Raw genomic sequence first — 14,241 nt, 5'->3', positions numbered from 1 at the left:
ACACAACAAGAGGTGCCTCCCCATGTCTATTCCCCAGCAGGGCGGCGGCCCGATCGAGGATTTCGCGCAACTGGCGGAATACTTGGCTTCGGGCGAGAAACCCAAAGAAGACTGGCGCATCGGCACCGAGCACGAGAAATTCGGCTATTGCAAAGATGCGCTGAAGCCCTTGCCCTATGACGGCCCACGCTCGATCCGGGCGATGCTTGAAGGGCTGGCGCAGGTCTTTGACTGGGAGCCGGTGCTTGAAGACGGCCATATCATCGGGCTTGTGCGCAATGGCGCCAATGTCAGCCTTGAGCCGGGCGGGCAGTTGGAGCTTTCGGGTGCGCCGCTCGAAAACCTGCACCAGACCTGCCAAGAGGTGAATGAACACCTGACTGAGGTGCACCGCATCGCCGACCGGATTGGCGCGCGGTTCATTGGCCTTGGGGCGGCGCCCGAATGGTCCCATGAAGAAATGCCGATGATGCCCAAGGGCCGCTATCGGTTGATGACGAGCTACATGGATAGCGTCGGCACCATGGGCAAAACCATGATGTATCGGACCTGCACGGTTCAGGTGAACCTCGACTTCGCGTCCGAGGCTGACATGGTGCAAAAAATGCGCGTGGCTTTGGCGCTGCAACCCGTGGCCACCGCGCTGTTTGCCAATTCGCCCTTCCTTGATGGCAAGCCCAATGGGATGAAATCATGGCGCAGCCACATCTGGCAAAACTTGGATGCCGCGCGCACGGGGATGCTGCCGTTCTTTTTTGAAGATGGCATGAGCTATGAGCGCTATGTGGATTACGTGCTCGATGTGCCGATGTATTTCGTCTACCGCGACGGCAAATACATCAATGCGCTGGGCCAAAGCTTCCGCGACTTCTTGAAGGGCGAGTTGCCCGCGCTGCCCGGCGAGAAGCCCACGTTGTCGGATTGGGCGGACCATCTGACCACCGTCTTCCCCGAAGCGCGTGTGAAGAAATACATCGAGATGCGTGGGGCCGATGGTGGCCCGTGGCGGCGGCTTTGTGCGTTGCCCGCACTTTGGGTGGGCCTGATGTATGATCAAAGCGCGCTCGATGCGGCTTGGGATCTGGTCAAAGGCTGGGATGAAGAGACCCGCGAGGGGCTGCGCCGTGTGGCTGCGAAAGATGCGCTCCAAGGCGAGGTGAATGGCATCAAGATGCATGACCTTGCCCGCGAAGTGGTGGCGATCTCCAAATCGGGCTTGGCCGCGCGCGGTATTGCAGGGGCGGGTGGTCTGATCCCGGATGAGACCTATTTCCTCAACGCGCTGGAAGAGAGCATCGACACCGGCATGGTGCCTGCCGACAAGCTGTTGGAGAAATACCACGGCCATTGGCAGGGGGATCTGAGCCGGATTTACGGCGAATACAGCTACTAAGAAAAAGGGGGCCGCTGGGCCCCCTTTGTTTTTCTGATTACGGCAGCGGCGGCGGGCCGCCATTGGGCGAGGCGCCAAATTGGTTCGGCCCTTGTTGCGAGGGCTGAACGTAGAAGAACAAAAGCACCAAACCGCCAATCAGCGGGATCAGCCCAATCAAGATGAACCAGCCCGATTTGCCGACATCGTGCAAACGGCGAACGGTGACGGCGAGCATCGGCAGGACCATTGCCAAGCTAAACAACACCGTTAGCGGGCCGCCGTTCGACTGCCACTCATAGCCGCCATCCACATGGCTGACTTCACCAATCCCAAAAACAGCGGTTTCAATGGTGGCCAGCACCACAGAAACAAGGAAGAAGAACAGGATAAACCACCAAAATTCCGAGCGCGGCGCGCGGCCTTTGAAAGTGGCGTAATTTCGAAGACAGGTTTTGACGGCACTGATCAAATTCATTTCAGCCTCCAAGCAAAAACACCCTTATCAGGCGCCGGTAGGCTGTAGAAATCAACCCTTCTTGCCGATTTTTGGCTCCGTGCCTGCAAAGATGCGGGCGATGTTGGCGCGGTGACGCCAGAAGATCAGCACCGCCATCAGCGCGCAAATCGGCATCAACATCTGATCGGACATCGCCCAAGCAAGCGGGACCGAAGCCGCCGCAGCGACCAAAGCCGATAGGGACGAAATCCGTCCCACGGCGGCGGTGATCAGCCAAACGCCACAAGCCGCAAGGCCGAGCATCCAATGCAGCGCGATCAAGGTGCCAAGGAAGGTGGCGACCCCTTTGCCACCACGAAACTTGAGCCAAACCGGGTATAGGTGGCCCAAAAAGGCCGCGCCACCCGCCACAATGGCCGCTGTTTCATTGCCCAAAATGAGCCGCGCCAGCAGCACGGCCACAGCCCCTTTGGCGCCATCCAGCACCAGCGTTGCGGCCGCGGCAGCTTTATTGCCGGTGCGCAGCACATTGGTGGCACCAATATTGCCCGAGCCGATCTGGCGTAGATCTCCGAGCCCCATCAGCTTGGTGATCACCACCCCAAAGGGCACGGAGCCCAGCAGGTAGCCCAAGCCTGCCACTGCCAGCAGCAGCGCCGCCCCCGCATGAAGATCTGCCATCACCCCTCGCTCGTCTCTTATGAGTCTTTATTGCTCCACCTGCCCGAAAACCTGCACCCCACCGACGAAAGTGGCAAGCACCTTCCCGCTGAGGCGCGCCCCGTCAAACGGGGTGTTCTTGGATTTCGAGGCAAGGGCAAAGCGGTCCAGCACAAAGGGTGCATCCGCATCAAACAGCACCAAATCGGCCGGTGCACCCTCGCAAATACGGCCTTGCGGCAGGCCCATCAGCTTGGCCGGGTTCAACGAAAGCGCGCGGAAAAGTTGCGGCAGGCTGAGGCTGCCCGCGTGATAGAGCCGCAGCGCGGCGGGGAGGAGCGTTTCAAGCCCGACAGCACCCGCAGCAGCCTCTTCAAACGGGAGCCGCTTGCTTTCTTCATCGGCGGGCGTGTGCATGGAGCAGATGATATCAATCACCCCTTCCGCTACCGCCTGCACCACGGCAAGCCGGTCATCTTCAGACCGCAAGGGCGGGGTCATTTTGAAGAAGGTGCGGTAATCGCCCACGTCGAATTCATTCAGCGTCAGGTGATGGACGGAAACCCCGGCGGTTACCTTCAGCCCATTGGCCTTGGCGCGGGCCAGCGCGGGCAGGGCGCGGGCGGTGGTGATTTGATCGGCGTGGTAGCGCACGCCCGTCATTTCGACCAAGGCCATATCGCGGTCAAAGCCCATCCGCTCGGCCATGGCCGAAACGCCCGGCAGGCCGCGCAGGCTGGCGAATTTGCCCGAGGTTGCGGCAGCACCTTTGGCAAGCCCCGGCTCTTGCGGATGGCAAATCACCAGCGCACCAAGGCTTTTTGCGTAGGTAAAGGCGCGCGACAGCACCTTTGTATCGGTGGTGACATGGTCAAAATCGGTGAAGGCCACCGCGCCGACATCCATCAAAAAGCCGATCTCGGTCATCTCGCGGCCTTCGCGGCCTTTGGTGAGCGCCGCCATATGGCGGATGCGCACCGGGGCCTCTGCGGCGCGGCGCGTGACGAATTCCAGCACTTCGGGCGTGTCAATCGCGGGGGATGTGTCGGGCCGGGCGATTACCGTTGTGACGCCGCCCCGTGCTGCTGCTTGGCCTGCGGTACGAAAGCTTTCGCGGTGCCGTTCGCCCGGTTCGCCGATCTTCACACCAATATCGACAATGCCGGGGGCAAGACATTTGCCACCGCAGTCAATCACCTCAGCGCCCGCAGGGGCCTGCATTTGGCCTATGGCCGCGATGATCCCACCATCAATGACAAGGTTGGCCTCGGTTTCCGTTTGCGCCTCAGGGTCGATCACACGGGCGTTTTGCAAAAACAGGGTCATTGAAGCGCCTCCCGGGCGTGTTTCATCAGCGCAAAGACCTCGGGGGCCTGTGCGATATCAAGAAAGCCGATATTCTTGGTGGAGTAGCCGTTTTTCGTTTTCACCCGTTTCGTGGCAAAAATCACATCGCCCGCCTTGTCACCGCCGCCAAGCCGGATCGGCATCTCCGCCGTGATCGGATAGGTGTCGAGAATCTTGCCCTTCCACCAATGCCGCCGCGCGATATAGGCCGCGCGGTCGGACAAGGTGAACCACGTGTCGCGCAACCGCATCCGCTCATCCAGAATGGCCACCGTGACGAAACCCGCGCCCACCGAGAAATGGATCAGCCCGAACATCCAAGCAAAGCCGCCATCTTGCGCGGCCATGATCATCCAAAAAAGCGCAAAGCCCGCAAAGAAGGTGCCGAAAAGCGAGGTGAAGATTAGCTTGACCCATTTGATCCGGCGCACCGGCTTGCCGCGCCACAAGATGCGCTCCCCCGGTTGCATGATGCCTTCCCAGCCTTTTGGCACGGCATCCGAGGGCGTTTCAGGCTCCACTTGCGGAAGCGGCGGCGGGGGCTCGTGTAAAACCACGGGCTCTTTGTCGCGTTCAGAGCGTGGGAGCGGGCGCGGCGGTCTCATTTCACCACCTTCGCGCGGCGGGTCTTGGCCGCTTGGATCGCGGCGACCACGGGGGCGGCGTTTGCCAAATGGCGGATCAGATGCTTGGCCCCGGTTTTGGTGACGATCTGCACATCGCCCATGAGCGAGCGCACCGTCTCAATTTCCAAAAGCATCACCTGCCGCCCTTGCGGGCCAATCAACCGCCGGTCGGTAAGTTGCCAGCGCCGCGCAAAGGCTTCGGACCGAAAGTAGATCGCGCGCAGTGCCATGCCGACGATGATCGCAATCACCGCAACCAGCACCTGATCGTATTTTTCGAGCCATATCAGCACCGCCGAGACCAGCACCGCGCCAATACCGCCCAGAACAAGGTGGTCGTAATAATACCGCCGCTGATCCGCCAAGAAGACCTGCGCGACACGCTCGCCCGGCTCTAGCGGCAATTCGCTGTCTTTGCCGGGGCGATAGTTTAAAACCTCGTCGCGCTGCATTTTAGACATCGGTGCCCGCCTCCAGCGCGGCGCGACCCCGTTCAGCGCGCAGATTTTGCGCCAGAAGGTCCATCACCGCCATCCGCACGGCGACGCCCATTTCCACCTGTTCCTGAATCACCGAACGGTTGATGTCATCGGCAATCGTGCCATCAATCTCCACGCCGCGGTTCATCGGGCCGGGGTGCATGACGATGGCGTCATCTTTCGCATAGGCGAGCTTTTCCGCGTCCAGCCCATAGCGGTGGAAATATTCGCGTTCAGACGGAATGAACCCGCCATCCATCCGCTCGCGTTGAAGCCGCAGCATCATCACCACATCGGCGTCGCGCAGCCCTTCGCGCATGTCTTGGTAGACCTCTGCCCCGATATTGTCGAAGCCAGACGGCATCAGCGTTGGCGGGCCAATCAGGCGCACGCGGTTTTCCATTTTGCCCAGAAGCAGCAGGTTGGAGCGGGCCACCCGGCTATGCGCGACATCGCCGCAAATCGCCACGGTGAGCCGCTGAATGCGGCCCTTGGCGCGGCGGATCGTCAGCGCATCCAAAAGCGCTTGGGTCGGGTGTTCGTGCTTGCCGTCGCCCGCGTTCACCACCGCGCAGTTGACCTTTTGCGCCAGCAGATCAACCGCGCCCGAGGAACCATGCCGCACCACCAGCAGATCGGGGTGCATCGCGTTGAGCGTCATCGCCGTGTCAATCAGCGTTTCGCCCTTTTTCACGCTTGAGGTCTGCATCGACATGTTCATCACATCGGCCCCAAGCCGCTTGCCCGCCAGTTCAAAACTGGACTGGGTGCGGGTGGAGTTTTCAAAGAACATGTTGATCTGCGTAAGCCCCGCCAAGGCATCGGTGCGTTTGACCGTGCGGCGGTTCAAATCGACATAGCGGTCGGCAAGGTCGAGGACGGTGCGAATATCCTCGGGGGAGAGGTGCTCGATCCCCAGAAGATGGCGGGCGCGGAAAGCCATGACTTCCTCCGATGTTGTCGGGCCTGCTTATGGCAAAAGGGGGGGCGTGCGTCTAGCGGCTTTGACCCGCCCCGGGGCGCATGTCATAGAGAAATCATGCAGACTCACCCGCCCGCCGATCTGAGCTATGATGCCGCGCTTGCCGCGCTCGAATGGATGTTCGAGCTGGGGGTGACCGCGCCGGTGGGCGATGAGCCGATCAACGCCTATGAATTGCCCGACCGTTTGGCGATGCCAGAGCGCGCGCCTGCACCAGAAGCGGCGCCCGAACGCCCGGCTCGGCCCGTGCCGGTGGCGCGGGTCGAAGACAGTGTGGATGTGGTGGCCGTGGCGCGCGCGGCAGCCGCCAAAGCGAAAACGCTGGACGATCTGCGCGAGGCGATCATGGGCTATGGGCATTGCGCGCTTAAGCAGGGGGCGCGCAATACGGTCTTTGCCGATGGCAACCCCAAGGCACGGGTCATGTTGATTGGCGAAGCGCCGGGCCGCGATGAAGATTTGCAAGGCAAGCCCTTTGTGGGGCGCGCGGGGCAGTTGCTGGATAAGATGTTGGCCGCCATCGGGCTTGACCGAGCGTCGCCCGACCCGCTGGCCTCCGTTTACATCACCAATGTGGTGCCGTGGCGCCCGCCCGCAAACCGGGAACCGGAGCCTGCAGAAATTGCGCAGATGCTTCCGTTTTTGGCGCGGCATGTCGAGTTGATCGACCCCGATCTGATCGTGCTGATGGGCAATACCGCCTGTTCTGCCGCCTTGGGCAAGCGTGGCATCACCCGGTTGCGGGGCAATTGGATGGAAGCCTTTGGCCGCCCCGCATTACCGATGCTGCATCCCGCGAATCTCTTCCGGGCGCCTGCCAACAAACGCCTTGTCTGGGAAGACCTGTTAGAGCTTCGGGCGCGACTGAATGCCCCGTAAGGCGCATTTGATTGATAACAGTTCCATGAAATCTTCGTGATATGCGACGGGATCACGTGGCAAGCACGTATCCTTGCTGCAAACCCTTGTGAAACCCGCCCGCCTTCATACTTTCGGATGATCCACGACCGGCCTTGGCCCTCGACTGTAGGACCCTGATATGCGCTTTCTTTTCCGTTCCCTGACGGGGCTTTTCCTCGCCGCTTTGACCATCGCGCTTTTGGCTGCGGGGGGCTTCACGATGAAATCGGCTATTGATGCGCGCAAAGAAGCGCCGGGACGGATGCGCGCACAGCAGGAACGGGTCTTTGCGGCCAATGTGATCGCGCTGGAATTTGGCGCGCGGCAACCGGAACTGACCGCTTATGGCGAGGTGCGCACCCTGCGGGAATTGGAATTGCGCGCGCCTGCGGCGGGCACGCTTTTGGAACTGTCTCCGAATTTCGTGGAAGGTGGGCAGGTTGTGGCGGGCGAGCTTTTGGCGCGGCTTGATCCGGCAGAAACGCAGGCGGCACGGGATTCCGCTGCCGCCTCAACGGCAGAGGCCGCGACGCAATTGGCCTTGGCGGAACGCACGTTGGTGATTGCGCGCGATGATTTGGTGGCTGCGGAACGGCAGGTTGCCTTGCGGCAAAAGGCGCTTGAACGGGCGCGGTCGATTGGCGAGCGGGGCTTTGGGGCGACCGTCGATATTGAAACCGCCGAATTGGCGGTTTCATCGGCGGAGCAAGCGGTGTTGACGAAACGCTCGGCGCTTTCGTCGGCAGAGGCGGGGCTTGATCAGGCCCGCAATGCGCTGCGCCGCGCCGAGATTGCGCTGTCTGAGGCGGAACGCAAATTGGCGGAAACCGAGATCCGGGCGGATTTTGCGGGCCAGCTTTCGGGCATTGATACGGTTGCCGGGCGGCTTGTTTCCAACAATGAAATTCTGGGCACGCTGATTGACCCAGCGACGCTCGAAGTCTCGTTTCGGGTGCCTACAGCGCAATTCGCGCGGCTGACCGATGAAAAAGGCCAGCTTTTGCCGCTGCAAGCGAAGGTGACGCTGGACCTCGGCACCGACCATATTGCCGTGCCTGCCACGCTGGAACGTGCCGGGGCGGCGGTGGAAGAGGGGCAAGCGGGGCGGTTGCTCTTTGCGCGGCTTGAAGCTGTGCGCGGGCTGAAGGCGGGCGATTTCGTCACCGTGACGCTGTCGATGCCCGAATTGGAAAATGTCGCGCTCTTGCCCGCCGCTGCAGTTGGGCCTGATGGCACGGTGCTGCGGCTTGATGCCGATGAACGTCTGCGCGCGGAGCAGGTCGAGGTGGTGCACCGCCAAGGCGATGATGTGCTGATCCGCGCTGCCGCGTTGCAAAGCGGGGTCGAGGTGGTGGCCGAGCGTTCGCCGCTTTTGGGCGAGGGGCTAAAACTGCGCCCATTGCGGCCGGGGGCCGATGGTGCGGGCCTCGTGCCGCAAAAACCTGCGCAGGTGACGCTTGATGCCGATCACCGGGCGCGGCTGATTGCGGCGGTCGAGGGCAATACCCGGATGCCAGCCGAGGCCAAGGCGCGGATGCTCGCCACTTTGCAGCAAGACCAAGTGCCCGCCGATCTGGTGGAGCGGATCGAATCGCGGATGGGGGGCTAAGCCATGACCACGCCAAGCGAACGCGACCAGCTCAATGCCGCGGCCGCGGCTGTTGTGATGGCCGAGGGGGAATTTGCCCGCCCGGGGGAAGAGCTTCCGAAAGCGCATGGGATCATTGCGCTTTTCACCCGCCACAAAACGCTGGCCAACCTGCTTTTGGTGATTTTGCTGCTCGCAGGCGCGGTGACGCTGCCGAAAATGCGTGCGCAGTTCTTCCCCGATTCAATCGAGGAATCGGTCACCGTTTCCGTCACATGGGATGGTGCCGGCGCAGAGGAGGTCGACCGGGCTATCGTGCAGGTGTTGGAACCTTCGCTCATCGCTGTGGAAGGGGTGAGCGAGTCTGAAAGCCGCTCGACCGAGGGGGCGGCGCGCATTTCGCTCACCTTCGAAGATGGTTGGGATATGAGCCGCGCGGTCTCTGAGGTGGAGCAAGCGGTGACGACGGCGGGCACTTTGCCCGAAGGGGCCGATGATCCCGAAATCAAGCGCGGCGCTTGGCGGGATACGGTGACCGATGTGGTGATTACCGGTCCGCTGTCCGCCGAACAGATCGGTCGTTTGGCGGATGAATTGGTCACCCGCCTTTATGCCGAGGGCGTAACGCGCACGACGATCCAAGGCTTCTTGGCGCCCGAAACGGTGGTAGAACTGCCCACCGTGCAGATGATGCGCCACAATGTGACGCTTTCTGAAATCGCCACCGTGATTTCGGCAGAGGCCGCGACCTCGCCCGCTGGCGATGTATCGGGCGGCGCGCAGCGGGTGCGCACAGGCGAAGAACGGCGTGATGCGCTGTCTATCGCCGATATCGTCATTCGCGAAGAAAGCGACGGGTCGCTGTTGCGGGTGGGGGATGTGGCCGCCATTCGTGTAGAAGGTGGCAACCGCGAGCGCGCCTATTACGTGGGCGACAACCCGGCAATTTCGATCAACGTCTCCCGCTCTGCCGAGGGCGATGCCATCGCTTTGCAGCGCAAGGTGCAAGAGGTGGTGGCGCAGATGCAGCCCACCGTGCCCGAAGGCACCTCGATTGACCTGATCCGTTCGCGCTCTGAGGCGATTCAAGCGCGGCTTGATCTTTTGAAAGATAACGGGATTCAGGGGCTTGTGCTGGTTGTGGTGCTGCTGTTCCTGTTTTTGAACGCGCGCACGGCCTTTTGGGTCGCGATGGGCATTCCCACCGCCATCGCGGCGGCTTTGTTCGCCATGTATATGGCGGGCATGACGCTCAACATGATCTCGATCTTTGCGCTCATTTTGACGCTTGGGATCGTCGTTGATGATGCGATTGTGGTGGGCGAACACGCCGATTTTCGATCGCGCGATTTGGGTGAGCACCCGGTTTTGGCGGCGGAGCAGGGCGCGCGGCGGATGCTGTCGCCCGTTATGGCCTCCTCGATGACCTCGATCATTGCCTTTGGCGGGCTCACGATGATGGGCGGGCCGATGGGGCGGATGATCTCTGATATCCCTTGGACGGTGATTGCGGTTCTGGCGGCTTCGCTTCTCGAGTGCTTCCTGATCCTGCCCAACCACATGGCGCATGCGCTTGCCCATACCGCCAAGGAACGTTGGTATGATTGGCCCTCGCGCAAAGTGAACGAAGGGCTTGATTGGTTCCGGCTGAACATCATGCGGCCCTTCATGCGGATCGTGCTCACGGCGCGCTACGCGGTGCTTGCGGGGGCTTTCTCGCTGATGCTGGCCTCTGTTGCTTTGGTGGTGGGCGGCGCAGTGCAATGGCGCTTCTTTAGCCCGCCCGAGAACGCAATGGTCTCTGCCGCTTATTCGATGCTGGCAGGCGCGCGGCGCGAAGATACGATGGCGCAGATGAAAGCGTTGCAAGAGGCCGCGAATGAGGTCGGCGCGCAATATGAAAAGGAATTCGGCACCAATCCAGTGACCTATGTGGTGGCGCAAATTGGCGGGGCGGTGGGCCGCTCTTTGGCTTCGGCGGATAGCAAAGACGCTGATCTGTTGGGCGCCATCACCATCGAGCTGATCGACCAAGACTACCGGTCCTATTCTTCGGCCGATTTCCTTGAGCGGTTTCAGGCGGCTGCTGCGCGTCACCCGTTGATTGAGGAACTCAGCTTCCGGTCCTTCTTCGCGGGTCCGTCCTCTGATGGCATTTCGGTCAAATTCGCGGGCGCCGAAAGCCGCGTTTTGAAAGAAGCTGCAGAAGATCTGAAAACCGCTTTGGCGACCTTCCCGGAGGTCTCGGCGCTTGAGGATAACCTTGCTTATGACAAGCAAGAACTGATTTTGAACCTGACCCCACAGGGGGCGGCGCTCGGCTTCGATATCGACATGCTCAGCCGTGAATTGCGTGCCCGGCTCAATGGGATTGAGGCCGCGACCTTCCCCGATGGCACGCGCGAAGCTTCGATTCAGGTGGAAATGCCGGAAAGCGAACTGACCGCCGATTTCTTGGATCGGATGCAGATGCGTACGCCTGCGGGCAATTGGGTGCCGCTGTCCGATATTGTCTCGGCGCGCACGCAGGTGGGGTTCTCGACGATCCGGCGCGAAGATGGCATCCGGTCTATCGAGGTGACGGGCAATATCTCCGAAGATAATGCCGAGCGCGCCAATGAGATTGAGCGGCAGATGACCGAGGTGATCTTGCCCCGTATTTCCGAGGAAAGGGGCGTGACATGGAGCCTTGGCGGCGCGGCCGAACGCGAGCGCGAATTTATGGGAGATGCGATCCTTGGCCTCGTTCTGGTGCTGACCGGGATTTACCTGTGTCTCGCTTGGATTTTCTCGTCTTGGAGTCGCCCGGCGGTGGTGATGTCGGTCATTCCCTTTGGGCTGATTGGCGCCTTTTGGGGCCATTGGCATTGGGGCGTGCCGCTTTCCATGTTCTCGGTCGTGGGGCTGATTGGGATGACGGGGATCATCATCAACGATGCCATCGTGCTGATTTCAACCGTCGATGAATATGCCGCCAAACGGGGTATGCGTCCGGCGATTGTGGATGCGGTGGCAGACCGCTTGCGTCCGGTGTTTCTGACGACACTCACCACCGTGCTGGGGCTTGGCCCGCTGCTTTACGAGCGTTCCTCCTCGGCGCTGTTCCTCAAGCCCACGATCATCACGCTGGTCTATGGGCTTGGCTTTGGGATGGTGATTGTTCTCGTCGTGGTGCCTGCAGCCTTGGCCGTGGGGCAAGATTTTGGCCGCGCGATCCGGGCGTTTAAGCGTGGATTGCGCGGTGGGCATGGCGCTGGGCGTGGGTTGCAGATCGCCTTGGGCGCCGCGACGGCTGCGCTGGTGGTTGGCTTTGCTGCCACCTTGGGGCGCGCACTTTGGGCTGGCCAAGGGGTGGGTGGCGCGTTGGGGGTGTTTATCGCGCTCGCTTTCCTTGTGACGGTGGCCACCGCTTTTGTCGCGCCGCGGCTTGCCCGCGCGCGCGCACTGCCCCCCGCGCAATAGGTTTAATTCGGTGGGCAGCCATCAATCTCGATGGCGCCTGCCGCACTCACTACCGTGATGCGCAGATCGTCTTGATCAAGATCGAAGGGCGCGCCGGTTTCGGGCACGAACTCTGCGCTGGCAAGAAGTGTGCCTCCCTCGCGTGCGATCATCGGATCAGAGACCCACATCGGGCGCGCGCGCAGTTCAAAAAGTGCAACCTCGCCCGGCGCAGGCGGGGTATCAATCCGCGCTTCGACCCGCATCCCGTCGCGGATCGGTTCCACCGCGCACCGCGCAAGACCGGGCCGGGGCACCGGTTGCGCTTCAACCGCGGCGGCAATGGCCGGATCGGGGGCGCCGGGGCCAGCGAGCCAAGCGGTCAGGTCAAGCTGCACTGGCACACAAATCTCGTGGCAGATGCCAAAATCGAGCCGGGCTTCCAGATCAATCGGAACGCCTGCTTCGCGCGGTGTTAGTTCCAGCGGCAAAATCAGTTCGTCGTGGTAGCCCACGGTGCGCATTCCATTTTGTTCAAAAACGCTCGGGGTCGGCCAAATCACCTGCATATGCGCGAGATTGCGGGAGCGGGCAAAATGCAGCACGGGCGGCACACCGGCTTCGCCAGGGACCCGCCAATAGGTTTTCCAGCCCGGTGCCAATTGCAAATGCAGCGCGGCGATGCGGGTGCCGTTTTCGGCCTCCCAGCCAGAGCGAATTTCTGCCCCCAAAAGCCCCTCGGGCAGGGGGGGCTGTGCGCCCACGGGCACCGCCAGGGCAAGAAGACAGGGCAGGGTGGCAAAGATCATCCGCATACTTTCCGATAGCCGTAGCAAGGGGGGCGTTCCAAGTCACAAAAGCGCCAACCCTTGGATGCGGGGCGGATTTCGCTGCGCGGGGGTTGATTGCAGGGCCGCGTCGCGCCACCTTGAAGGGGGGCGCTTGTTGCGCGAAAGGGGGCCGCGATGGATCTCACCGGAAAACTGCTGATTGCCATGCCGGGTATGGAAGACCCGCGATTCGAGCATTCGGTGGTGGTGATGTGCGCCCATTCGCCCGAAGGCGCGATGGGGTTGATCGTCAATAAACCCGTGCCAGAACCCGATGTGGGTGGGCTTTTTGAGCAAATCGGCATTCCGCTGACCGCAGGTGGCCGTCGTGAAGACGCGATCTTGTTTGGGGGGCCTGTCGAAACCGGGCGCGGTTTTGTGCTGCATTCGGCGGATTGGTTTGCCGCAACGATGCCCGTTGGCGAAGGGCTGGCAATGACGGCAACGCGTGACATTTTGGAGGAATGGGGCGCGGGGCGGGGGCCAGCGCGGGCCATGCTGATGCTGGGCTATGCCGGTTGGGGGCCGGGCCAGCTTGAGCAGGAAATCTTGAACAACGGCTGGCTGATTGCCGAACCAAATCCAGAGCTTGCCTTGGATGCGGCCTATGCCACCAAATGGTCGCGCGCACTTGGCACTATGGGGATTGACCCGCGCACCCTTTCTGCAGCGGCGGGGCACGCTTGATATGCGTTTGAGGCATCAAATGCGTTGAGCGCGCCGCCCTGCGACGATATGGAAGCGCAAATCGGGTCGGAATGGAATCGCGTTATGGAAATCACCGCTGACAGGATCGGTAAGGCCGCCATCATGGCCGCCATCAGCAGCCGCGAGGAAGAAGAACGGATCAAGGAGCAAATCGCTGCGCATCCGAATTGGCGTGTAGGGATCACTTTCGTGACCGGTAAGCGCACCGAAATTGAGCGTGGCTTTGTCAAATCGATCGTCGCTTGTGCACTTAACGCGCAGGTGGTGCGGCATCGGCCAGACGAGATTCACGGCGTGATCCATGCCGGGCTAGAGTGCTTGCATGGGGTGAGTTCTTCGGTCGTGGCCGAGTCGAACCTGAAACTGAAGGTGGCGCTGGTCTCGGATGGGCATTGGGTTGCCGTTGCGGCGCATGGCGAATCGGCTTTTCACCCGATTACCAACCATGAACGCATCGGATTCGGCGTAATGCATATCTGAGTGGCAAAATTTGCATGGCCCCGCTTCGGGGCCTTGTTTTCCCCTTAAAAACACCCATATGCGACATCCTGTCGAGTGCCCGGCCCCAATTTGAGGCTGGGCTTTTTCTTGCAGTGAATCTTACCTGTATGATTTCCTATCCGCATGAATAATTTGGGTATTATTCTGTCAATATGCACATGATGTCGCATTTATCGGGCGGTCAAAACGAAGACTGGACAAGCTGAAAAACTAGGCGTATCGATCACGTCAACCCCGGGGCGACACGCTTTCACGCAAAGTTGACCGAGGCCGCCCGAGCCCTCTGAAGGCCGGGCCGTGACGACTGTGATGAGCCTTGCCGCCAGCTGTGCGGTAGAGCTGACAAG

Annotated in this window: 13 protein-coding genes; 6 read left to right on the top strand and 7 right to left on the bottom strand. The window is 61.2% G+C overall.

The features are described from left to right. Positions 1 to 22 precede the first annotated feature (22 nt). Positions 23 to 1,393 carry a glutamate--cysteine ligase gene (locus CRO18_RS15930; RefSeq protein ID WP_097082871.1) on the top strand — a complete coding sequence of 457 codons (1,371 nt, stop codon included), beginning with the start codon at positions 23 to 25 and terminating at the stop codon, positions 1,391 to 1,393. 37 nt (positions 1,394 to 1,430) lie between these two features. Here CRO18_RS15930 and CRO18_RS15925 read toward each other — a convergent pair whose 3' ends face one another. Genes CRO18_RS15925 through CRO18_RS15900 form a run of 6 tightly spaced genes read right to left on the bottom strand, consistent with a single transcriptional unit; the run spans position 1,431 to position 5,887 of the window. Further along, positions 1,431 to 1,850 carry a DUF805 domain-containing protein gene (locus tag CRO18_RS15925; protein WP_097082870.1) on the bottom strand — a complete coding sequence of 140 codons (420 nt, stop codon included), beginning with the start codon at positions 1,848 to 1,850 and terminating at the stop codon, positions 1,431 to 1,433. 51 nt (positions 1,851 to 1,901) lie between these two features. After that, complete coding sequence (plsY, locus tag CRO18_RS15920) at positions 1,902 to 2,513, bottom strand: glycerol-3-phosphate 1-O-acyltransferase PlsY (RefSeq protein WP_097082869.1); 612 nt, start codon at positions 2,511 to 2,513, stop codon at positions 1,902 to 1,904. A gap of 27 nt (positions 2,514 to 2,540) precedes the next feature. Then, positions 2,541 to 3,818, bottom strand: a complete 1,278-nt coding sequence (gene pyrC, locus CRO18_RS15915; protein WP_097082868.1) for a dihydroorotase — start codon at positions 3,816 to 3,818, stop codon at positions 2,541 to 2,543. Next, positions 3,815 to 4,444 carry an aspartate carbamoyltransferase catalytic subunit gene (locus CRO18_RS15910; RefSeq protein WP_097082867.1) on the bottom strand — a complete coding sequence of 210 codons (630 nt, stop codon included), beginning with the start codon at positions 4,442 to 4,444 and terminating at the stop codon, positions 3,815 to 3,817. The genes pyrC and CRO18_RS15910 overlap by 4 nt, the downstream gene beginning before the upstream one ends. Next, a complete protein-coding gene (locus tag CRO18_RS15905) occupies positions 4,441 to 4,926 on the bottom strand; it encodes a hypothetical protein (RefSeq protein ID WP_143128667.1) in 486 nt (161 codons plus the stop codon). Before CRO18_RS15905 ends, CRO18_RS15910 begins: the two co-directional genes overlap by 4 nt. Further along, positions 4,919 to 5,887 carry an aspartate carbamoyltransferase catalytic subunit gene (locus CRO18_RS15900; protein WP_076483908.1) on the bottom strand — a complete coding sequence of 323 codons (969 nt, stop codon included), beginning with the start codon at positions 5,885 to 5,887 and terminating at the stop codon, positions 4,919 to 4,921. Before CRO18_RS15900 ends, CRO18_RS15905 begins: the two co-directional genes overlap by 8 nt. 96 nt (positions 5,888 to 5,983) lie before the next feature. Here CRO18_RS15900 and CRO18_RS15895 point away from each other — a divergent pair, with 96 nt between their 5' ends. The 3 genes from CRO18_RS15895 (at position 5,984) to CRO18_RS15885 (ending at position 11,876) form a co-directional block, all read left to right on the top strand. Next, positions 5,984 to 6,805 (top strand): uracil-DNA glycosylase family protein, encoded by an 822-nt coding sequence (locus CRO18_RS15895; RefSeq protein WP_097082865.1) that lies wholly within the window; start codon positions 5,984 to 5,986, stop codon positions 6,803 to 6,805. A 160-nt stretch (positions 6,806 to 6,965) separates the two neighbouring features. Next, positions 6,966 to 8,435 carry an efflux RND transporter periplasmic adaptor subunit gene (locus tag CRO18_RS15890; protein ID WP_097082864.1) on the top strand — a complete coding sequence of 490 codons (1,470 nt, stop codon included), beginning with the start codon at positions 6,966 to 6,968 and terminating at the stop codon, positions 8,433 to 8,435. A 57-nt stretch (positions 8,436 to 8,492) separates the two neighbouring features. Further along, positions 8,493 to 11,876 (top strand): efflux RND transporter permease subunit, encoded by a 3,384-nt coding sequence (locus CRO18_RS15885; protein WP_097082918.1) that lies wholly within the window; start codon positions 8,493 to 8,495, stop codon positions 11,874 to 11,876. Between the two features lie 2 nt (positions 11,877 to 11,878). Here the strand turns inward: CRO18_RS15885 and CRO18_RS15880 are convergent, their stop codons facing one another. Beyond that, a complete protein-coding gene (locus tag CRO18_RS15880) occupies positions 11,879 to 12,670 on the bottom strand; it encodes a protein-disulfide reductase DsbD domain-containing protein (protein WP_097082863.1) in 792 nt (263 codons plus the stop codon). A 150-nt stretch (positions 12,671 to 12,820) separates the two neighbouring features. Here CRO18_RS15880 and CRO18_RS15875 point away from each other — a divergent pair, with 150 nt between their 5' ends. Both CRO18_RS15875 and CRO18_RS15870 read left to right on the top strand, forming a co-directional pair. Further along, positions 12,821 to 13,372 (top strand): YqgE/AlgH family protein, encoded by a 552-nt coding sequence (locus CRO18_RS15875; RefSeq protein WP_076483904.1) that lies wholly within the window; start codon positions 12,821 to 12,823, stop codon positions 13,370 to 13,372. A 24-nt stretch (positions 13,373 to 13,396) separates the two neighbouring features. Beyond that, positions 13,397 to 13,873: a HutP family protein gene (locus CRO18_RS15870; protein WP_249276087.1), complete on the top strand. Its 477-nt coding sequence runs from the start codon at positions 13,397 to 13,399 to the stop codon at positions 13,871 to 13,873. Positions 13,874 to 14,241: the final 368 nt, after the last annotated feature.

This window comes from Rhodobacter sp. JA431, assembly GCF_900217725.1.
Classification (GTDB): domain Bacteria; phylum Pseudomonadota; class Alphaproteobacteria; order Rhodobacterales; family Rhodobacteraceae; genus Rhodobacter; species Rhodobacter aestuarii.
The sequence above is the reverse complement of the archived record's forward strand: the minus strand, read 5'-3'. Positions and strand labels throughout refer to the sequence as shown.

Bases quoted from the DNA above. Each gene is read 5' to 3' on its own strand.
- CRO18_RS15925 (WP_097082870.1), bottom strand. From the start codon at position 1,850: ATGAATTTGATCAGTGCCGTCAAAACCTGTCTTCGAAATTACGCCACT.
- CRO18_RS15900 (WP_076483908.1), bottom strand. From the start codon at position 5,887: ATGGCTTTCCGCGCCCGCCATCTTCTGGGGATCGAGCACCTCTCCCCC.
- CRO18_RS15875 (WP_076483904.1), top strand. From the start codon at position 12,821: ATGGATCTCACCGGAAAACTGCTGATTGCCATGCCGGGTATGGAAGAC.
- CRO18_RS15890 (WP_097082864.1), top strand. From the start codon at position 6,966: ATGCGCTTTCTTTTCCGTTCCCTGACGGGGCTTTTCCTCGCCGCTTTG.
- pyrC (WP_097082868.1), bottom strand. From the start codon at position 3,818: ATGACCCTGTTTTTGCAAAACGCCCGTGTGATCGACCCTGAGGCGCAA.
- CRO18_RS15910 (WP_097082867.1), bottom strand. From the start codon at position 4,444: ATGAGACCGCCGCGCCCGCTCCCACGCTCTGAACGCGACAAAGAGCCC.
- CRO18_RS15930 (WP_097082871.1), top strand. From the start codon at position 23: ATGTCTATTCCCCAGCAGGGCGGCGGCCCGATCGAGGATTTCGCGCAA.
- CRO18_RS15895 (WP_097082865.1), top strand. From the start codon at position 5,984: ATGCAGACTCACCCGCCCGCCGATCTGAGCTATGATGCCGCGCTTGCC.
- plsY (WP_097082869.1), bottom strand. From the start codon at position 2,513: ATGGCAGATCTTCATGCGGGGGCGGCGCTGCTGCTGGCAGTGGCAGGC.
- CRO18_RS15905 (WP_143128667.1), bottom strand. From the start codon at position 4,926: ATGTCTAAAATGCAGCGCGACGAGGTTTTAAACTATCGCCCCGGCAAA.
- CRO18_RS15880 (WP_097082863.1), bottom strand. From the start codon at position 12,670: ATGCGGATGATCTTTGCCACCCTGCCCTGTCTTCTTGCCCTGGCGGTG.
- CRO18_RS15885 (WP_097082918.1), top strand. From the start codon at position 8,493: ATGGCCGAGGGGGAATTTGCCCGCCCGGGGGAAGAGCTTCCGAAAGCG.